This window comes from Streptomyces sp. NPDC030296 (genome assembly GCF_055572815.1).
The window spans coordinates 756,118-776,518 of sequence record NZ_JBVICQ010000003.1 but is presented as its reverse complement, the minus strand read 5'-3'; the positions used below and the strand labels follow the sequence as shown (position 1 = coordinate 776,518).

The window sequence follows — 20,401 nt, the reverse complement described above, 5'->3', positions numbered from 1 at the left end:
GCCGCTCGGAGCGGTCGTATGTCGGGGTCTGTGGACGAGGCGTGGACGGGATCTTGCTGCATTGCCGCAGGTGAGGTCCACGAAAGGGCGGAAGTCCGCGTCCTGTCCGGACGCCCTCTCCCGGACGATGGGCCCCGCCGGGGAGGCTGCTCTCAGTACCCATGGAAATGATCAGTGCCCCCGCTGAATGGTCCGGCTCAAGCCCTGCTCCAGGCCTGGCGATGGCGAGCGACGCTGTACACCTGCTCAACCTGCTCGGCTGTCAGCACCCCGGAGAGCGGCGCCAGTGCCGCGACTTGGCGCTCCTGGTACACCCGGACGCTGAGTTGTGTGGCGACCACCTTGAGATCGGTAACACCCACGAAGACAAGTACGGGCTCGACCTGCACGGGAAAGCCGCAGTAGTGCTCAAGCACCCGAACCACGCGCTTGGCCTCCGCTCGGCTCTTGCGTGCGTAGGGCGCCGGTCTTCCGTGGTTGACCTTCACGGCATCGTCGCCGACCCATACGGCCTTGTTGTGGTGGTGCTTCGTATTGATGCTGAACACCCCGCCCGGCCCAATCAGCAAGTGATCGACGTCCACGTCGTTGGCCAGGGGGATGGAATGCAGGACGCGCCATCCGCGACGCGCCAAACGGTTCAGCTCCGCTCCTACTCGCCTTTCCCCCGCCAGGCCCTGACGCCACGATTGCCACTCCGAGGGACGCCGCAGAAGCCGTGAGACGACTCGCTCGATCAGTCCTGGGCCGGATGTGGCAAGCAGGTCACGGAGGGCTTGTCCGGGGCGGTTGGTGGACAGGTCGTCTGCCGGCGTCAGAGGCGGCAGCACCGGACGGCCTTCAGCTTCAGATGCCTGCTGCGGCAAAACCAGCTTGTGGTGGTCCCGTAAGTGGTGTGTCAGCACGGCGATCACGTCGTCGCGATGCTCGTCGACTAAGACGGTGATGTCCCCCGTCCTTACGTCCGCCCAGCCGACCGCGGCTCCATCAGGAACATTCGCGTACAGGCGATCATGTCCGTACCGCTTCCAGCGCGTGACCTTCAGCTCCACGAGGCCCCCTCTTCCGCTCTCGGCTCGAAGCATCGCAGCAGGTGAGGCCCTAAAACGAGAGAGGCCCCGGACAAGATGCCCGGAGCCCCAAACGGGATGCAGAGTGTCTCACTCGTATTCGCGAAGGAGGTCCTCAATACGGCGGTTGGCAACGTCCTGCCGTCCGTCGAGGCACTTCGCGTAGCGGGTCAGCAGGACCTCCACGCTGTTGCCTGCGCGTTCGGCCACCTCGGTCGGGTCGACCCCCGCGTTCAGCCACGTCGACAGCGCCGAGTGGCGGAGGTCGTACGGCCGACTCGCGAGCGGCGAAGACGCGACGGCCGGCGGAAGCGCGAGCAGCCGGGCTTCCTGCCACACGCGGTAGTAGGTCGAGGACGGAACGACCGAGCCTTTCTCGCTGTAGAAGAGCCGGCCGTCATCGGCGGTACCGAAGGTGGCCAGGTGTTCGCGGAGCACTGCGACGAGGTGAGGCGGGATCGGCACTCGCCTCACGTCATCGGTCGGCCGGTTCTTCAGCCCTCGGTCGTCATGGGTCTCCCCCGAGTCGGTCCACTGCCTACCGACCGAGGGGCGGGTCCGGTGGAGGAGAGCCGAGCCCCAGCCCCGTTCGGGCAGGGTCAGGTCCGTCTCGACAAGGCCGACGGCTTCCGCCGGCCGAAGGCCACCGAAGTACATGGCGGCGAACAGACCCACGAGGCGACGGCCGCGGGCACGCCGGTATCCGCCCACATAGGAGACGGCCGCCAGAAGGTTGCGAGCCTGCTCCGGGTTGGCGACGACGCGCGGGTCCACCTGATTGGACATCTTCGGTTTCTGCCAGCGGACAGCAGTGACGGGGTTCTCGCGCAGCTCCCCCAGGTCGACCGCGTAGTTGGCCGCGTTGACCAGTGTCCGACGCTTACGCCGCACGGTTTCCGCCGCTGCTGCCGTGCCATCGAGCTTCAGCTTCAGCGAGTCGAGGACCGCGCGGGCCGTGGCGGGCTCAGCAAGATCAGCGAGCGGTCGAGAAGCCTTGGACACCCAGTGCAGAACGTTCCGCACGTCGTCAGGGAGCTCCCGATCAGCGGGGCACGGCAATACGAATGCCCAGTTCCGCAGTGCCCTGCGGAGCGCCTCATCGGACGGCCGGCCCGCACGCTCGTCAAGGCCCCGGCTGCGCTCAGCTCCGCCGGGCGCTTCCCGGCTCCGCTGCGCGCTGCGCTCCTGCCTTCGGCCCGCTCCGCGCGCGCTGCGCCGACGCGCGCGTGAGGGCCGGTGGCCATGAGTCGATCGCCGCCTAGCGCGGCCCAGGGCCAGAACAGAGCCTCCGGCGGTGGATCGGCCGGCACCGGGAGGGAGAGGCGCCGTTCAGGGGTGCGAGTCCATAGTGGCGTGCGCAGGGAGCTCCCATCCCGTCCACCGTCGACCTGGACGTCGACCCTGCGTTCCCCGCTGACTTGGCCATGGGTTTGCCCGACGAAGAGGACGTAGATGAGGAGGGCTACGGCTACTTCCGTGACGTCTGGACCATCGGGGAGGTGAGTCACGGGGAGGCGGTCAGCATGATCGAAGAAGAAAGGCGTCTGGTCAGCCTCGTAGACCAGGCAAGCCGCACTCATGCTGAGTTCGAGGCCATAGCCAAGGCACTGGAAGTGGGAGAGCTCGACTACTTGCCAGATGGCTACGCTGATCAGCATCCAGATAGCGAGCTTGTTCGTATCGTGGGTGAGGATGCCGAAGATGGCTCGCCCCTTGACGCTCTCGAACTCGGTGTGGCGGGGCTGTCGTACGCCCTGACGTCTGTCGGATGCTTCACCGCAGCGAGCTGCCGTAGCCATTACTCCGATCACTCATGGTCCGACCGACCGGTGATCTTCTTCGCTGCCGAGCGCCCCACCGTCCATTGGCTCACTCCGCTGGTACGCCAAAGCGGGTGCGGTTTCGCAGACGGCAGTGAGCGAGCGGACAGACTTCTGATCGTCGAAGCGCCCTCGATCAGGAACTTCATGGACCTGGCCAACCGCATCATGCAACAAGTCGAACGGCAGAGCCCTGTCAAGCCTCCCGTTGATGTCTGACACCAACGGTGGGGAACGGAGCCGGACGGAGGCGAACCTCAGCGACCATCGCAGCGTCACCGTGCTGGGTTTTCGCCGACAAGACACACCCCTAACCTCTACAGTCTGACTCATGTCGACTACTGAGAGCACACGCGACTTCAAACTCACCGTGCTCGGGCGCACGTTGGAGCATCTCGGAACTCAGATGTACAAGAGGCGTGATGTCGCTATCGCAGAGCTGGTTGCCAACTGCTGGGACGCGGGAGCAACCCGAGTGGATATCACGATCCCCGCAACAGGCGAATACGACCCCGAACTGAGCGAGGTGATTGTTCAGGACAACGGGATCGGAATGTCCGACGACGAGATCGAAGAAAACTACCTTGTCATCGGGCGAAACCGGCGGACTGACGGCCAAGAAGCCGCGAAGAATCGGCGCGTGATGGGCCGTAAGGGAGTCGGCAAGCTCGCTGGATTCGGCTTCGCGAAAAAAATGCAAGTACTGACTTGGCGAGATCAGACATCTTGCATTATCGAACTGAGCGCGAAGAACCTTAAAGCCGAACCCAACAGAACGCGCGAAGTAACGATCCCAGGACAGGTGGGCCCTACTCCAGATTTCCTTCCCCGGCCTTCCGGTACGCGCATCACCATGACCGAACTCAAGCACAAGACGCCAGTAGATATCTCCGGCCTGACACAGGCACTAGGCAGACGTTTTAGCCGCACCGTCCTAGGCGAAATGGAAATCTACGTAAACGGAACCCTAGTAGGCGAGCCAGAAGTAGATTTCGAGATTCGATACCCAGATGAGGGGTTCGAAGAAAAGGAACTGGACGATGGCAATATCATCAAGTGGTGGGCTGGCTTCAGCTCGAAGGTTCTGCCGAAGGAGCTACAAGGCTTCACCATTCAGGTGAATGGGAAGACAGCCCAAGCGCCACCCTACTTCTTCGAGGTGGAAGGCACAGCGAGTGGCCAACATGGAACGAAATACCTCACCGGCGTCATTGAGGCGGACTACCTCGACGAGGAGTCCGACGACGAGAGCGACAGGGTATCGACGGACCGACAGGAGATCGATTGGGACGATACGGATTCCGCCCCGTTGAAGAGCTGGGGAGCTGAAGCAACCCGGCGACTACTACGCGACCGGGTCGAAGCTAGAGGAGCTCAGGTCGAGAACTACGTCGACAGTCAGCCCGAGTTTGCGAATCGAATCGCACGACTTGATCAACAATCAGCATCACGAGTTCGACAATTCTTGAACCTTCTCGGCCGATCAGGGACCGAGAATGATCGAGTCGACCCGCTGGCCGACACAATTCTTCGCGCCTTCGAGTACCGACAGTTCCATGACTTCATTACAGAACTTGACACGGCAGCGACGTCCGCTAACCCCGAGGAATTCGCGCTGGTAGTGCAACACATAAAGGACTGGCGCCTTCTAGAAAGTCGCGCGGTACTAGAAATCATCAAGGGTCGGCTAGACATAATCGATAAGTTTTACGATTTCATCGTAAATGACACTCCCGAAACCGCAAAACAGCGAGGTCGAGAGAATCTGCATGATCTGATCGCCGACTACCCGTGGCTGATCAACCCGGAGTGGCAGGTACTCGCCGAAGAAAAGCGAATCACAACACAACTGCGCGAATGGGGTGCTGCGGAAATTGACGACCCCCATTACGCAGGCAGATACGACTTCATCGCACTCGCCGGGGACGGAGAACTTGTAGTCATCGAAATCAAGAGGTCTGGCCATATGGTCACCGTCCGAGACCTGTTCAATCTCGAGGAGTATGCATCGAGGCTAGGCCGTGCACAGAAAGTCGGCTATCGAGCTTTCATTTCCGGCGATGGCTACGAGATCGATGATAGCACTCGCAGAATGTGGGATAGCCAGCCAGATCGAGGCCTTCTCACGTGGCGAGAAATCCACGAGCGCATTCGCTCGCACTACGAACATTACCGTTCCGTCCTCGAAGGGAACACCGAGGACGCCCATTTCGCCAGAAAGTCAATTGAGGTAGCCCGCACCAAAGAGGTTCTACGCGACGGCGCGTACAGGGGTGAAGTTCGACGGGCTGCCGGGCTCGGGCCTCAGGACCTTCCTTATCCTGACGCGCAGAACTGAGGTGAACGAAATGAGTCTCATGGCCATGCTCGCTACTTAGGTGACCACAAGGCTAGTCCGAGCGTAGCTCTCAGACGAGCAATACTAATGCCTGGCTACTTGCCGCCTTGACGGCCATCAAGGCGGCAAACTCACAAGCGTGCAGGGTTAAAGCTGGCCTGCAAATGACGGGGATGGTCGTGATGAGCGAAGGTCGTGCAGTGGGTCAGCGACCTGTGTAGAGACCGTCGTCAAACGGCACCGCTTGACCCGGCCGTCGCAGAAAACGACTCCCGGAAGAGCACTCCCAATTCCTCGTCAAGCACTTCCGGAGGCAGGGAGTCGAAGGACATGAAGGCGCTGAGCCTGAGCACGCGCTTGAGGAAGTCCCGGAGCAGCGCCCTATCCACGTCGGGCGGGACGTCGAGTTCTTGCCAAACCCTGACGATCGCCCGGACCAGATGCGGGCTCCCGCCGATCGAAGTACGGCGTGCGTAGATCTGGTCGAAGGCCGCTTCCCCGAACACCGACAGCGAGGCGTAGAGATCCTCCCTACCGCCTTCCTCGTCGTAGAGGAGGTGCGCTCGCCACCACAACCGGCCGAAGACGTGACGCGTAACGTCGGTACCCAGAACCCGGTCAGGGTGGAAGTCCTGGAACCGCCATGCCGCCACGTCCGGCAGCACGACGAGGGAGAGGAAGGCCCAGAGGTCGCCCGCGACCGCCTCGGCCGGGATGATGCCGGAGTCGCGACCGAGGATCATCGCCACCTCGATGTCGAAACCCGCCGCCTGTCTCCTCCCAGGTTTGGTCGGGTAACCCCGGTCAATCGCGCACGTGAGCACTGCCTCCCGTAGGGCGGCGAGCCTCTGTTCGGGGAGACGCGTGCCACCGGTAGCCGCATAGAACATGGCTGGGTGGGAGAGGCCGGCGCGTTCGTGCAGGTACTCGACCGAACGAGCCAGGTACTCCTCCCTGAGCGCGGAAGCGGCTTTGGGTAGAAGTCGCGGGTAAAGGTAGGCCATCACGTCTCCTTGGAGAAGAGGCCGACGGCGTGTTGGATTTTCGCCGAGAAGAGAGCGGGGTCGGTCCGACGCGTCATACGCAGGGAAGTAAGAGATGCCCCCGGAAGAAAGGTGCGGATGAGGCCGAGCAGGGTGTGGCCGAGCGTGTCCGGCTCGAACCGCGAGTCGTCTGTCAGTTCCTCGTCCGTCACGGCCCGCTCGACCATCAGACGGACCACGTCCTGTCGCATGGCGGATTGGATGAGCCGTTCCGCGTACGACGCTTTGTCGGCCCGACGGAGCGCATTGAGCACAGTCGGCGTGCCACTGTTCACCAGGAGCACGACCGCTCCCATCGTCGCCGCCTCGAGGTTCGGGCCGATGTCTAGGTACCAGGGGGCGTTCTCCGGATAGCCGGCCTTCTTGAAATCGACCACCGCCATGGGGAACTGCGACGCGTCGCCTTGCAGCCGCACTCGGGCCTCGTGACGCCACAGCACGGACCCCGCCCGACGTGGCCCTGCCGGGTCGGGGTTGTCCAGGGCCTTCGCGAGGACAAGTTGGGTCTCTACGGACAGCAGTCCGCCGCTGTCGCGACCTGCCACGGTGAAGGAGAGCTGTGCCGAGCGGGTGCCCCCACCTTGCAGCGGAACGCGGTCGGCCAGTCGCCTAAGACCACTACCAGTGGAGTTCCAGATCACCGAAAGGGCGAGTTCGGCCTCGTTCGGAAGCCCAGCCGATGCCCTGACCACGTCGAGGTCGACGCCAACCACGGTTTCCAGGGACAGGTCCCTCTGGAAGTCCCAGTCGGGTATGAAGGCAGGCAGTGGTACGGCGTCTCCTTCTTCCGACTTGAGCGACCACTCGGCCATCGCGACCGATCCGGCAGCCGCTCTGCGGTAGGGATAGGCACGACGGTTCACCTGACGCCTCCCGCCTCCGCCACGACGACCACCTCGGTCACGGTGTCGGGGGCTGGTCGGACGAACAGGGACCAGACCGTGCCGTCACCGCCCTCCATCCGCAATGAGGGCCCGGGCGTCAAGGGACCATCCCCCGCGCTCCACCCCAATACGGTCGGGATCGAAGCGCCAAGAGGCGGCTCGGCCTCGACACCACGGCCGTCGCCCAATGCGACCGCAGGACGACCATGCACCACGCAGGGACCCGGATCGGGCAGGGTGAAGCGTTGGACCAGGACGGCCTTACCGTCCAGGACCTGGTACTCCAGGTCCCCGTCGTACAGGACACGCCGGCGGCCGGACGTGCCGCCCGGGACTCCTCTGGGCCTCGGGATCCCACCGGATCCAGTCGTCCCACCGAGGCCCCCTCCAGGACCCGCAGCACCACCTGGGGAGGCCGTGCCCCCAGTGAAGACGGCCTCCGCGCCCTCGCCGGCCGTACCCGCCATAAGCCCCGCCATTAGGCGACTCATTCCGGCGAGGGATACCCCTTCTCCCGCCTCGTTGGATGTCGGAGCCGGGCCAGAAGCCTCCTTCATAGCGTCGTTGATCTTGCGGAGTGCGTGCTTGGCCAGTCGGCGATCGTCGCCCGTGAGCTTCTCCACCAACCAGGCGTCGTGTGAGGCGGGCTCCGCCGCGGCGAAAACGCGGTCCATTTCGGCGTCGGCGCGGAAAACAGCCGCATAGCCGCCGCTCTCCTCGTAGAAGGGCGGGCCTTCGAGATACGTCACCACCAAATCGACCGGCCGCATGAGGCACGTGTGGTGTAGGCGCTCCCCGATCCCCGCCTCCTGCGCCACTCGCGGTGGCCTTCCAGCGGGTGCGATGAACTTCCGCATGCCAAGACGGCCGAGTACACGCCCCAGGGACTTATGTTCCACGGGACGATCCATGTCGTCGTATGCCCAAAGGAAGGGACGCAGGTGGGGCACCTCAGACGGTCTGGGAACCGGCACCGTCCGCCCCTCGTGCAGGGCGGAGAAGCGCATAGGGGCGTCACCCCCCTCGGGAAGCATCTTCGGCCAGAGGTTCCAAACCATGGCGTCGACCATCCACTGCATGGCCTCGGCGTCGTCGCGCTCACCGAAGACGGGGTCGAGGATCGCGACCGTGGTACCCGTCTCGCCGTCAGGTAGGCGGTCGAGACCGAGGCTTGCGGCGGCGGCGTCGGCTTCCGCTCCGACAAGGGGTTCGACGTAGCCGTCCTGGAGCCTTCCCCAATAGTGGCGGCCGGTGAAGGTCTTGGTCCCACCGTCGACGTTCACGGTGTAGCTCTCGTGCACCGCCCACCCGATGAGCCGGGTCTCCAACCGTCCGTCTATCAGGCAGCGGGTGTGTACCAGCACCGTGTGCGATGCGGAGAGGAGGTGGAACACCGCCTTTCCGAAGCCGTAGGTGCCGCCACGACCGCTGGTGTTGTTAGAGCTTCCGGTCTTGCGTACGAAAGATGCGAAATCCGACTGCCCGGGGACCGCGACGTCGGCACGGGTCGGTCCCCCCAGACCCCTGGTTCCCGTATCGGTCACGGTCAGGATGCGTAGAGCGGAGCGGGACAGCGAGGAGCGGAGCTTCAAATGCCGAATCGGCGGCGCGCCCGCCGTGAGGAGGTCGCGCCACACCGGCGCCTCGCCGGGCCCCAAGGTGCGCAGCTCCACCCGGTAGTCGACTGGGCCGTTCCCGGTTCGGGCGTCCCAACTGTTCTGGGCGGACTCCCTCACGAGGAGCGTCAACGGATCGAGCTCGGTGCCATCGAGGTTCTTCAGGGCGCCTTCGGCCGTCCCCCCTCCGCCTGGCGCGTAGGGCTCGGACAACCAGCGCAGGGGCCCCGCGTTCATGACGTTCTCCCCATTGCCGCGAGGAAGGCGTCGACAGTCTGGTCGTCGAGCGCCGGAGAGCGAACACCCGCCAGGTCGACGGTGTACTGGACGTCGAGAACCCCGTCGGGCACCGGTCCCTGGAGTGACGCCGTGGTGAGGCGGGGGAAGGCCTCATCGACCTCGTACCAACGTCCTTCGACCGGTGACACGCGCAGTGCCCCCTCGTCGTCCATCAACGTGGGCCGGTACCCGACGTGCGCCAGCCTGAGCCACAGCTCGGACTCGTCGTCGCACAGCCGCGCCGCCTCCGCGACGAGCTCCCCGACGGTGCGCCCGCGCGCGGTTCGCTCGAAACGCTGCCACGCCAACGCCAGGCGACCGCCCTGCGGAGCCTCCAGTTGGTCGAGTCCGTGTACGTCGAACGTCCTGCGTTCGGACGTCGTGTAAGTGCTCTTCACCTCGATGGCGTGGAGGCCGTCGAAGAAGTCGTGACGCCCGCCTTCAGGCCCGGACCAGAACCGTACGGCGCCCGGGTCCTTCTCAAGCAGACGGAGCAGGATCAACAGCTCGCCGGCCAGACCCGTCTCCTGGGCCTCCGTGAGGACCCGGGGTGCGCCGCTGAATAGCTGCCGCCACCGATTCACCACCGCCAACGTCGTTCGATACGGGCGACGCCCGTCCGCCTCCAGGGCCACAAGGACGTCGGCGCACAAACCGGTGAAGACGTCGTCGAGATCCCTCCGCGTGCACACGATGTCCGCGAAACGGCCGTAGGTGTCGTCGTCCTGCAGCGCCCGCTCGGTGATACGGAGTGTCCCCCCGATTCGACCAGTGGGAATCCGGCGGCGGCCCTGCAGGGGAATGAGCAGGTGACGCAGCGTATTGCCATCGGTTGCCGCGGAGACCGACCCGTGCTCGGTCTGTACGGGCAACTGGGACGTCTTGAGAGTTGCTCCGGCACCGAGCGGCGCCAGATCCAGCTCGGCCCAATGGCGATCGAGCACACGCCGGAGATCGGCGCTCCCGCTCAACTGTCGTCCTCCTCGAAGAGCATCGACAGGTCTTCCTCTTCCTCATCGTCCTGCACGCGGGACAGATCGGCACTCCAGTACTCCACCTCGTCGTCGTCCCCATCAGGCGTCGGGAAGACCAAACCGACACCGATAACGTGGTCGACTGCGTCGAGCGGAGCACGCTTCTTACGGTTCGTAGGTGAGGGCGAGTGCGCGTCGATGGGGTAAAGGGTCAACAGCCCGGTGTCCGGCATCTGCTCCCGTCGAGCGGCTTTCAGGAGCTCCTCGGTGATCTCCGGCAGTCCGTCGAGGTCGAGGTCCACTCCGGCGTCACGACGGCTCATCAGGGTCTTGATGTCGGCGGCGTCGCTTCCACTCTCTTCGAGCTTCGCTCGGATGACGCGGTCGACGGCGATCCCGGGTACGAACTCGTACCGCTTGTCCGGGTCACCACTGAGGGGGTTGCCGATGATCGCCACATTCCAGCGCTTGAGTGCGCCGTCCACGGAACGCACCCGGCGCATGACGTAGTCACGCAGCAGAGCCCCGTCACACTCCAAAGACTTGTCGTGGAACCGGTAATCGCCGAGGAAGTCCATGACGAGGTCGTAGGGCACGCCGCGGAGAACGTGTCGGCCTTGAGCGCCCCGGTCTTCATGCCGGGCGCCTGCCAGACGCAGAGAGCGGTCGACCAGATCGTGGGCGGCCTTCCTGTTGGCCTTCAACCAATCCGCGTCTTGCGCACGGAAATACCGTGTCTGTACCCGCTGCCCCCCATATGCCGCGCTCGCCTTCACCGCGTCACGCATCTTGCCGGCCGCGGTGATGCGGAGAGACGGGTGAGCGCGCAGGCGGACGGCGAAGGTCTTGGGCGTCTTGTCCTCGATCATGTACACATCGATATCCCGGCGCATCTCCGACTCGACGGTCGCGATGTGCCGGAACCAGTCGCGCAGTCCGTCCGTCATCCAGATGCGCGGCAGGTCCGCATACCCGTCACGGAATCCGAACCAACGTCCCATCTGCAGCAGGGAGTCGTACGTCCTTGCCCCTCGTACGAAGTAGCTGACGGCCAGTCCCTCGAGCGTCAGGCCACGTGACAACGTGTTGCCACCCACGGCGATGGCGACGACGGGGCCCGCCTCGTAGTCCAGTCGCTCCACGCTCTTCGAGTTGTCCATGATGATGCGGCAGTCGTCCACCACTGCAGCCAGCAGCGGCCGAAGGTCGTCGAAGGGGACGGGTGTCTCCCCGAGGTCGGGCTCGTCGCCGGGGACACGAGCGACTTCGGACTCCCAGAGGTTCTCCAATTCGTCCAAAAATTCCGAGTCGCCCGCCGCCAGCCGCCCGGCCGTGTGCGCGCGGAACGCCTCCAACGGCCCCTTGAAGCTCTCGTGGACCTGGGTGCTGACACTGGTGTGGATGAGCATCGTGGAGTGGGGCACACCGCGCCCGCGCACCCGTCGGGCGGCGGTGACGAGCCAGAAGTACAGCACCGCCGTCCGCAGGGAACCCTCGATCTCGGGCACGAACCCGTCGATCTCGTCTCGCCCCGGACGGACGAGCGGCACCTCCCAGAAGGGAACCGTACGGATCATGTCGTACCCGTCCGGCACATCCTGCGGATCCTCGCCATCCAACACCTCTCGACCGAAGAGGACCTCGGTTCCGAAGTGCCCCTTGGGCTTGGGCAGGTTGACGACGAAGTCCTCCGGATACAGATCCTTCGCGGCGGGGTCGATCAGCAAGTTGGCGAAGGGAGTGGCGGTGTAACCGATGTACCCTCCGCGGGGAAACAGGTCGATGATCTCTCGGATCAGCGGATTGGTACTACGCGACGCGACACTCGCCTGGTCTGCCTCGTCGTCGATGATCAGAGTGGGGCAATTCCGAAGGTAGTCGGGCGCCTTTTCCAACCATGCCTTGAGCTTCCGCAAACGCGGCACATTCTTCTTGATCACACAAAGCACGTGTTGCTGGCTCTTGTCACCGAAGAATGCGGCCGGATTGCCCGCGGGGGGCTCGAAGTCCCCAAACCGCCCGGTCAGCGTGTGCCATTGGTCTATCACCGGCTCCACGAGTTGCCGCTCCAGACGCAACTGGGTCTGGAGGCGCAGGCCGTTGTGGATGCCGGCGAGGACGATGAAGAACTTGTACCCGGCGTCGGCAGCCTTCGCAATCAGGGCGGTGAAGTTGCTGGTCTTCCCCGACTGCACATACCCGACCACCAGGCCCCGGGTCGAGAAGGTGCTCTCCAGCGGGTGGTCGAGCATCGAGACGACCTTGGTGGACGCTGAGTCGAGGTCGCGGAGGCTCTCCTCGGTCCACGTCTGCTTCGCGAGCAGCCTCCTGAGAGCGGGCCAGCACCTGTCGTCCTCCTGGGGACCGACATACCAGGTCTCGCGATTGTTCCGGACCACGGAACCCGGCTCGCGCTTCTCCCGGATGGCTATCGTCTCCTGCTGGTGACGCTCCGCGATGCGCTTGGCCAACTCGTCGGTCATACCGAAGAGCTTGATCGTCGCCAACGCCTGCTCCGGCGTATGCGTCTTGATGAGACGTTTGAATGCCTCGTACTGGTCTTCGAACTCGTTCAAGGCCCCCACCCCTGGGATCCGCGGCCACCCACCATTGCCAAGGCCGACGGCGACCGATCTCCGTACGCAGGCATGACTACACCACCCGCGCCACAGACCCCCCGGCCGACTCGTTGGCCATTGAAGCAACTCTATAGCCGAACCCGCCATCAGCCACCGGGAGATTGCTCATTGGGGTTCGAGGCCGTACCCCGGGGTCAGGCGGCGACAGGGAGCTTGCGGCGCGGCTTCCTCACGCGGGGCACCCTTGCAGTGCTCTGGGTGTGGAGGTCCTTCTGAGCAAGTAGGAGCGGGGCCAAGTGTTCGGCGATGGCCCGTCCCAGGCCCACCGGCACCGCGTTGCCGATCTGCCGCGCGATCTCGCTCCTACCTCCGCACCACTTGAAGGTCTCGGGGAAGCCCTGCAGTCGGGCCGCCTCCAGATGTGTGATGGGACGGTGCAACCAGGGGTGGAGATAGCGGCCCTTCTCGGGCTTGAAGAACTCCGTACGAATCGTGACAGAGGGCCGGTCGCGATAAAGTCTACCCATCACATCCGCCGATCCGGTCTTGTGCTTCTTCCAGCAATCGGCCAGGAGCTCTTCCGGCAGGTCGAAGCGGTTGCCCCCCTCAGGAATCGATCGGTAGCGCTTGATCGAAATCGGCTTGATGCCGTTCCGACTCAGATGCAGTTCCTCCATGGAGAAAGGTCCCGCGATCTCTCGGCCGTTGACTTTCACCTCTCGGGAAGGGAGTTCCGGGGACAGCTTCCGAAACACGAGATCCGCAATGGTCTGCCATACGGTCCGCCGAGGGCCACTCGATGGGCCTGGAATAAGCCGAGCCTGCAGCTCAAGCTCCGGTAGATCCCCGACTCGGTGAGCCGAACCGGGCTCTACGTACAGGTCCTTGCGAACCCCGACCGCGATCGTGCGCAGGCGTCGCTGCGGCACGCCGTAGTCCGCTGCGTTGAGGAGTTCATCGAAGATGATGTAGTCGGAGAGAGCACCGCCGTCACCCGTCTCCCTTATCAGGAGCTTGAACTCGGCGGACTTCCTGAAGGCGTCGACGTTCTCCATGACGAAAACCATGGGCCGAACGGTGGAAACGACCTCTAGATAATGGCGCCAGAGTTGGTTCCGCTCGTCGTTCGGATCCTGGTTGCCGAGTCGCGAGAACCCCTGGCACGGCGGCCCACCCAGCACGATGTCGGCTTCCGGGATCTCTTCGCGTCGGGTGACCCACTCGGCGATGTCCCCCTGGTGGATGTGCGATCCGAACGCCGTACCGAAGTTCACCGCGTAGGTGGCGGCAGCCGCCCGATCCAGTTCGACCGCAGCGACCGGACGGTACACCGGGCGCCCGCCGTGTCGGGCGTCCACGAACCCTTGGGTCAGCCCTCCACACCCCGCGAAAAGGTCGATCGTCCGAAGCGGTGGGAGGTCGGTACCGCCTCCGGCCGCCGTTCCGGAAGCGCCGACTTCGAGGTGTGGTTGGCTCATTGGCGCACTGTAGCCGGCCCGCCGGCCCCTAGGCAATCTTGGAACGATACCGCTCATCGAGGTCGCGCGCCGGCCCCCGATGACTCACAGACCGTTCTCCCAGGCCTAACGCTTGTAGTCTCGGACGGTGGGCAATGTGCATCCGATCAGTGGGACAGAAGGCATTTCGGCAGGGCGACCTACACGAGGCGACCTCCCGCTCGATCGCGCTTGGCGTCCACGAGCCGAGATGACGAGGTCCGAACGGGTCCGGGAACAGAATCGAGCCGCTGGAGGGGCGGCTAAACGGATCGTCCGGACCGAAGCGGGCGATACGGCGATCGCCACGATAGTGCTGAACCCGCGCCGAAGGACGGGGCGGGTCATGGCCAGGCTCCAGTGGACGAGCGCCGGGCGACGGCAACGGCGTCCTCTCGGGGAAGTCGCCCACGCCACCCGGGGAGCGAACCTCCGTGCCGCCTGGCGCCTCGCCGAGGAGACCGGACTTCTTGCGGGTGAAGAGGAGGTGAGCGGATCTTGGGCCTCGTCACCTGGTACGAGGGCCTCGATGCGCTCTAACAGAGGACGGGATACCAAGCCTGAACTGAGGCTGCGATCGGAACTCCATCGAACGGGATTGCGCTACCTGGTCTCGGCAAGGCCGGTGCCCGCGCTGCGCCGAACCGCCGACGTGGTCTTCACCAAGTACAAAGTGGCGGTCTTCGTCGACGGCTGTTACTGGCACGGTTGCCCCACGCACGGCTCGATGCCGACGAGGAATCGTGATTTCTGGGTCGCGAAGATCGAGGGCAACAAGAAACGGGACGTCGAGACGGACCGTCGGCTGGTGGAGCACGGGTGGTTCGTCGTCCGCGTGTGGGAACACACACCCACGGGAGATGCGGTGGCCCTCGTGCAACTCGGGCTCGCCGAGTCCGAGGACGGTCGTACCTCCCGAGTGATCAGAGCGGACGTCCGTTGAGTAGATCTTCGAGGGCGTCGTCGTGGCGTCGGAGCACGATGCGCCCGTCTCCGTCACTGTAGGCGAGAAGACGGTCACCGCTTGCCAGGCCTGCCTCGACGAGGACGCCCATCGGTAGCTCTACGCAACCATCGTCGCGCACGACGGTCTCAGCGGGTTCGCGGATCACACGGCCAGGGTCTCACGTCGTTCCGGTCTCCAGGCCTGATAATCGACGTTCGAATCTCCGGGGGAGCTCTGACCGGGCTCTCGGTCGCGGTCTCATTTTTTGGTCTCATTCGTATGTGTCCACCCCCGTCCGGACACCTTGCGGCCCAGGCCACAGCGCTGGCCGTGGGGCCGAGACGAACGCTGGCGAATGACCGCGTACAAGGCCATGAGTGCACCAACACACTTGGAAAGCGTGCGCCTGCTTTCGCTGCTCGCTGCGCGGCCCGGCGCTGGCGGGTCTCTCCTTAGCCATCGACGAAGCCCGACCGTTGGTTAGGTCCCGGGTTGTGCCCGGGCCACCCCCAACAGAGCCGGGGATGCAGCTGCTCTACAGAGTTGGATACCTCGGAAGCCGACCGCGCGTCTGAGACCCTAGCCATGGGCACTGACAACGCGCCTCGCGAGCAGAGTCCCTAACGCCACGCGGTCCGCACGACAGGCGCACCAGATCGAGCGGGGAACCACGGGGAACCACGGTGAAAGCGGTCTGGCCCGGCAAGGCTGTCTTCGTCCCCTTCGATGGCCTCCGACTCGCCGAAATCACGGCGATGCCGCATGGATGGAGCTACCTGCTCTCGGGGCCCGCGTCGAGGGCGAGATCATCTGGCACGCCGACACAACCACCAGGTGATGGTCAGGCTGGACGAGTGGATGACGCCTGCCCAATGATCGCTTCTGGGCCGCTGGCCCGTGCGAGGGCGCTCGGCGGCGACTGACGGCGACAACTAGTGACAGGTCAGCTACGAGCAGCGGCAGCGAAGGGCCAGCTCACAGCCCCCTGATGAAACTGGCTTCCATCCAGGGGTGGCCGTCAGGCCAGATGGGGTGTTTTTTGCCGCGGTTGTACAGCAGCGTCGTGCCGCAACCCCAGCACCTATCCGCACGCACCATCGTGCCTCAGAGGGTCTGTAGAGCTGGCTGGCCCTCACAACACTCTTGTCAGGGGTAGCAGCTACCGTGTCGAAGATGGTCAGGTCAGTACTGCCGAGGGGGACACATGGGTGGTCAGTTGCGCGTTGGCGAGGTCTATCGCTACGCCACGGGGAAGGATCCGGGGCCAGTGGAGCTGGAGGGATATCCCAACTTCCACCATGTGACCCACTCCCCCGATCTTCCGCGGGCCCTGCTGGAGGCCGGCATCAACGGCATGGCGAAGGTGCGCACTCCGGGTGGAGAGAGGCGGCCGGTGATCCTCGTGCGGTCGAGCCCTTGGAAGGCTGGCACTGAGCAGACGCCCTGGCACGACGTGTTCGACATGGACAACGGGCATGTCCGCTACTTTGGCGATCACAAGGCCACCACCATGGTCGATCCGGGGAAGACCATCGGAAACTCCGCCCTGCTCGATGCCTTTGCAGGGCATCAGGGGCACACACCTGAGGAACGGGCCCGCGCCATCCCGCTGCTGCTGTTCAGGGCGGTGTCGCGCCGCGGGAAGGTCAAGGGGCACGTCGAGTTCTGTGGGCTGGGCATCATCGAGCGGGCAGAGCGACTGGTGCAGTGGAGTGGCAGTGACCACACCACGTTCACCAACTACGTGTACGACATCGCCGTACTCGACCTCACCGACGAGGACGACAAGGTCTCTTGGGAGTGGATCGACTCCCGCAGGAACAAGGACCTGAGCGACGCGGCAACGCTCGAACTGGCACCGCGGGCATGGCGGGAGTGGGTCAAGAACGGCAGTTCGGAGCTCCCGCGGCTTCGCCGGCGGGTTGCGCGGGCCAAGGTGACCAAGGTGCCCGAGCAGCGGCCGACGTCGGGCACGGCCGAAGCCAAGGACCTGGAGCTGATCTACAAGTACTTCGACGGGCGCAAGCACGACTTCGAGGCCGTTGCCTCTGCGGTCGCAGCGCGCGTTCTGCGAGGTGCCGGGAACAGCTACGTCGAAGGGTGGTTGACGCAGCGGTCCGGCGACGGAGGGGCTGATTTCGTCGGCAGGCTCGACATCGGCAGCGGACTCGCTGGCACGAGCCTTGTCGTCCTCGGGCAGGCGAAGTGCGTCCGGCTCGACCACGTCGTTTCCGCTGACCAGATCGCTCGTGTCGTGGCCCGCCTCCGCCGCGGCTGGATCGGTGTCTACGTCACGACCGGCGCCTACTCTGTGCCGGCACAGACCGAGATGGTCGAAGACCAGTATCCGATCGTTCTGGTTAACGGTCTGGACCTGGCGCGGGTGCTCAGGAGCATGGCCCGGGACGACCACGGTGGAGACCTAGAAGCCTGTATCCAACACATACTGCGTGTCCGCGAGACCGCGGTCACCAACCGTCGCCCGGAGGAGATCTTGTTGGAGTAACCGTGCGGGCGACGCGCGACCTATTCGTGGACGGGGCGGCCCCGTCGGGGGGCACCGCAAGCCCCTGAACTGGCGCTATGTCGTGAGCACACGGGCCCTCCGGTGCCGTGTGCGCAGGTTCGAATCCTGCCGGGGGCACCTTGCATGAGGTGCCCAAAGACCCTGTCACCAGCGGAAACGCTGAGGCCGGGTCTTCGTGTTTGTGCAGCCGTGTGCCGCTCGGAGCGACCGTGTGTCGGAGTCCGCGGCCTGTTCGCGGTCAGGCCGCAAGGCGGAAAACCGCGGTAGAACCCAGGAGACGACGAGGCGCTCGGGCTGAGGTCCAGGGCCATCATGGTGCAGTCAAGCGTGTCGGAGGTGGGTCGGGATCAGCTCCTGTCGCCGTCCCCGTCGGCCTGGTCGCTGTTCCTTACGAGGAGTTGGGCGATGCGGCGATTGGTGACGCCATGGCGCCGTCGAGGCACGTGCGTCGAGGCACTTGGCGCACCGGCTCAGTAGCACTTCAATGCTGTTCCCCGCGCGCTCCGCATCCTCAGTCGGTGCACAGCACCGTCGAGCGGAAATCGCCGGGCTTCTTTTGGGTCTTGTCGTTGCCTTGGCCTTCTTCGCCTTCTTTCCCGGGCTGCCTCATGTGATCGACCGGGGACCGTTCTTGTGGCCCTCGCCGTGAATGGGATCACCCGAGGGGCCTGCCGCGCATGGATGACGAGCGCTGCGAAGAAGTCCGAACGCAGGTGACCGCCTCGGTGGGGACCAGGGAGTCGTCCAGTGCCGGGTACCCGGCCCGGCATCTCGTTTGTCCAGCCCAACACCACGTACCTACAACGTTGTCGGTTACTCATCAGGTCAGGGGCTTCCGGAACCGTCATGCTTGCTGACCGCGACCCGGATGAGGTCCTGAAGGTCCGCTGTTGGCGGGCACCTCCGAGGGGACGGGGGTGGTGTTCTGGTTCGGCCGGCGGGGGATCATCGGTCAGGGGCGGGGCGGGTACTCGGGCGGCATGAGTGATGTGTTGTTGGCTGGGGTTTGGGGGCTGGTGGCGGGGGCCGCCCTGTTGGTCGGGGCCCTCTTGGGGTTTGGCGTGCGTGTGCCTCAGAAGGTTGTGGCCGGGGTGATGGCCTTCGGGGCCGGGGTGTTGATCTCTGCGGTGTCCTTCGAGTTGGTGGAGGAGGCTCACGACGAGGCCGGGCTTGTTCCTGCTGCCGTGGGGGCACTCGTGGGAGCGCTGGCCTATACCGGCGGGAACGTGTGGCTCGCCCGCCGTGGGGCCCGGCATCGTAAGCGGTCCGGGTATCGGCGGGCGCAGGCGCAGCCGTCCGAGGGCGAGCAGGGTGGGTCCGGGATGGCGTTGGCCCTGGGTGCGCTGTTGGACGGGGTGCCCGAGTCCGCGGTCATCGGGGTGAGCCTGCTGGACGGTGGTGCCGTCAGCCTCGTGACCGTCGCCGCGGTGTTCATCAGCAACGTTCCCGAGGGGCTGTCCAGTGCGGCGGGGATGAAGAAGGCCGGCCGTGGTCGTGGCTATGTCTTCGGGGTGTGGGGGGCGATCGCCGCCGCCAGCATGGTCTCGGCGGTTCTCGGCTATGCGGTGGTCGGTTCCTTCTCGCCCGCCGTGATCGCCGGCGTGACCGCTGTGGCCGCCGGAGCGATCCTCGCGATGATCGCCGACACCATGATTCCCGAGGCGTTCGACGACGCCCATCTGGCTGTCGGGCTGATCACTGTGAGTGGGTTTCTTGTTTCCTTCGCTCTGTCCCACCTGTGAGCTCGGGGGCGGATGCGGCGCGGACGTGCCACGCGGCTCGGCCGGGGGGAGAGAGGAGGGCGGGCGCTCCGTACGGCATCCGGGTCCGGCTTCGGGGGAACGTACATGCCATGTCGGTTGCGATTCTTCCTTGCTTGTTCGATGGCATCATGCCTTATCGGCTTGCACGTGCGAGACAATGGGGGTTGTGATGGTCGCCTGGGGCCACGCGTTCTGAGGATCTTCGAGGGCCCCTGCGTCAGTGTGGGAGGAGTGGGGGCGTGGTGGTGCGGTCCTTGGGGTCTGGGCGGGTCGGTCGGTGGGGGGCCCTGCTCGGTGCGGTTGTGTTGTTGGGGGTTGCCGGGTGTTCGTCTGATTCGTCTGGAGAGGGCTCCGGTGGGGGGGCTGCTTCCTCGGGGGCCGGTGAGGTTTCCGGGGAGGTCACCGTTTTCGCCGCCGCATCGTTGAAGGAGAGCTTCACGGAGTTGGGGAAGCGGTTCGAGACGGCGCATCCGGGGGTCGAGGTGACCTTCAACTTCGGAGGCAGTGACGCCCTGGCCGCGAGCATCACCGGTGGGGCGCCGGCGGATGTGTTCGCTTCGGCCAGTCCCAAGACCATGAAGATCGTGACGGACGCGGGCGACGCCGTCGGGGTGCCCTCGACGTTCGTGCGGAATCAGTTGGAGATCGCCGCCCTGCCGGGTAACCCCGAGGGGATTTCCTCCCTGAGGGACCTCACCCGGGGCGGGCTCAAGGTCGTGCTGTGTGATGAGGAGGTGCCCTGTGGTGCCGCCGCGCGGAAGGCCCTCGACGCGAGCGGGGTCCGGGTCACTCCCGTGTCCTATGAGCAGGACGTCAAGGCCGCGCTCACCAAGGTCGAGCTGAAAGAGGCCGACGCCGCGGTCGTCTACAGGACCGATGTGCTCGCCGCGGGTGACAAGGTGGAGGGCGTGGAGTTCCCCGAGGCCGCAGACGCCGTCAACGACTATCCGATCGCCCTCCTCAAGGACGCCCCCAACACGAAGGCCGCGCAAGCGTTCATCGCGCTCGTGCGGTCCGGTGAGGGGCAGGAGCTTCTGAGCGACGCCGGGTTCCTGAAGCCGTGACC

At 65.0% G+C, this 20,401-nt stretch carries 13 protein-coding genes and 2 pseudogenes; 6 read left to right on the top strand and 9 right to left on the bottom strand.

Annotated elements, in window-relative coordinates; genetic code table 11:
• Positions 1 to 197: 197 nt before the first annotated feature.
• Together ACZ4Z3_RS11510 and ACZ4Z3_RS11505 are read right to left on the bottom strand one after the other, a co-directional pair.
• Complete coding sequence (locus ACZ4Z3_RS11510; RefSeq protein ID WP_468500745.1) at positions 198 to 1,085, bottom strand: nuclease-related domain-containing protein; 888 nt, start codon at positions 1,083 to 1,085, stop codon at positions 198 to 200.
• Positions 1,086 to 1,160: 75 nt separating this feature from the next.
• Positions 1,161 to 2,198, bottom strand: a pseudogene (locus ACZ4Z3_RS11505) (tyrosine-type recombinase/integrase); the annotation flags it as partial.
• A gap of 296 nt (positions 2,199 to 2,494) precedes the next feature.
• Here ACZ4Z3_RS11505 and ACZ4Z3_RS11500 point away from each other — a divergent pair.
• Positions 2,495 to 3,109 (top strand): hypothetical protein, encoded by a 615-nt coding sequence (locus ACZ4Z3_RS11500; RefSeq protein ID WP_468500744.1) that lies wholly within the window; start codon positions 2,495 to 2,497, stop codon positions 3,107 to 3,109.
• Positions 3,110 to 3,221: 112 nt separating this feature from the next.
• Positions 3,222 to 5,228, top strand: a complete 2,007-nt coding sequence (locus ACZ4Z3_RS11495) for an ATP-binding protein (protein WP_468500743.1) — start codon at positions 3,222 to 3,224, stop codon at positions 5,226 to 5,228.
• Positions 5,229 to 5,458: 230 nt separating this feature from the next.
• Here ACZ4Z3_RS11495 and ACZ4Z3_RS11490 read toward each other — a convergent pair whose 3' ends face one another.
• From ACZ4Z3_RS11490 to ACZ4Z3_RS11465, 6 genes are all read right to left on the bottom strand, one after another.
• Positions 5,459 to 6,232, bottom strand: coding sequence for a DUF6339 family protein (locus tag ACZ4Z3_RS11490; protein ID WP_468500742.1), 774 nt, complete (start codon positions 6,230 to 6,232; stop codon positions 5,459 to 5,461).
• Entirely contained in the window at positions 6,232 to 7,134 is a 903-nt protein-coding gene (locus tag ACZ4Z3_RS11485) for a hypothetical protein (RefSeq protein ID WP_468500741.1), read from the bottom strand. The genes ACZ4Z3_RS11490 and ACZ4Z3_RS11485 overlap by 1 nt, the downstream gene beginning before the upstream one ends.
• Entirely contained in the window at positions 7,131 to 9,008 is a 1,878-nt protein-coding gene (locus tag ACZ4Z3_RS11480) for a hypothetical protein (RefSeq protein ID WP_468500740.1), read from the bottom strand. The genes ACZ4Z3_RS11485 and ACZ4Z3_RS11480 overlap by 4 nt, the downstream gene beginning before the upstream one ends.
• Entirely contained in the window at positions 9,005 to 10,021 is a 1,017-nt protein-coding gene (locus tag ACZ4Z3_RS11475; RefSeq protein WP_468500739.1) for a PD-(D/E)XK motif protein, read from the bottom strand. The genes ACZ4Z3_RS11480 and ACZ4Z3_RS11475 overlap by 4 nt, the downstream gene beginning before the upstream one ends.
• Positions 10,018 to 12,609, bottom strand: a complete 2,592-nt coding sequence (locus tag ACZ4Z3_RS11470; RefSeq protein WP_468500738.1) for a Z1 domain-containing protein — start codon at positions 12,607 to 12,609, stop codon at positions 10,018 to 10,020. Before ACZ4Z3_RS11470 ends, ACZ4Z3_RS11475 begins: the two co-directional genes overlap by 4 nt.
• A 188-nt stretch (positions 12,610 to 12,797) precedes the next feature.
• The gene (locus ACZ4Z3_RS11465; RefSeq protein WP_468500737.1) at positions 12,798 to 14,081 is read right to left on the bottom strand and encodes a DNA cytosine methyltransferase; all 1,284 of its coding nucleotides are present in this window, start codon (positions 14,079 to 14,081) and stop codon (positions 12,798 to 12,800) included.
• A 547-nt stretch (positions 14,082 to 14,628) separates the two neighbouring features.
• On the opposite strand from ACZ4Z3_RS11465, the gene ACZ4Z3_RS11460 reads away from it, so the two are divergent.
• Both ACZ4Z3_RS11460 and ACZ4Z3_RS11455 read left to right on the top strand, forming a co-directional pair.
• A complete protein-coding gene (locus tag ACZ4Z3_RS11460) occupies positions 14,629 to 15,042 on the top strand; it encodes a very short patch repair endonuclease (RefSeq protein ID WP_468500845.1) in 414 nt (137 codons plus the stop codon).
• A gap of 1,207 nt (positions 15,043 to 16,249) precedes the next feature.
• Complete coding sequence (locus ACZ4Z3_RS11455; RefSeq protein ID WP_468500736.1) at positions 16,250 to 17,551, top strand: restriction endonuclease; 1,302 nt, start codon at positions 16,250 to 16,252, stop codon at positions 17,549 to 17,551.
• Positions 17,552 to 17,893: 342 nt separating this feature from the next.
• On the opposite strand, the pseudogene ACZ4Z3_RS11450 reads toward ACZ4Z3_RS11455, so the two are convergent.
• A pseudogene (locus tag ACZ4Z3_RS11450) lies at positions 17,894 to 18,091 on the bottom strand (hypothetical protein); the annotation flags it as partial.
• Between the two features lie 461 nt (positions 18,092 to 18,552).
• Here ACZ4Z3_RS11450 and ACZ4Z3_RS11445 point away from each other — a divergent pair.
• Entirely contained in the window at positions 18,553 to 19,314 is a 762-nt protein-coding gene (locus tag ACZ4Z3_RS11445; RefSeq protein ID WP_468500844.1) for a ZIP family metal transporter, read from the top strand.
• Between the two features lie 263 nt (positions 19,315 to 19,577).
• The gene (modA, locus tag ACZ4Z3_RS11440) at positions 19,578 to 20,399 is read left to right on the top strand and encodes a molybdate ABC transporter substrate-binding protein (protein WP_468500843.1); all 822 of its coding nucleotides are present in this window, start codon (positions 19,578 to 19,580) and stop codon (positions 20,397 to 20,399) included.
• Positions 20,400 to 20,401 lie beyond the last annotated feature (2 nt).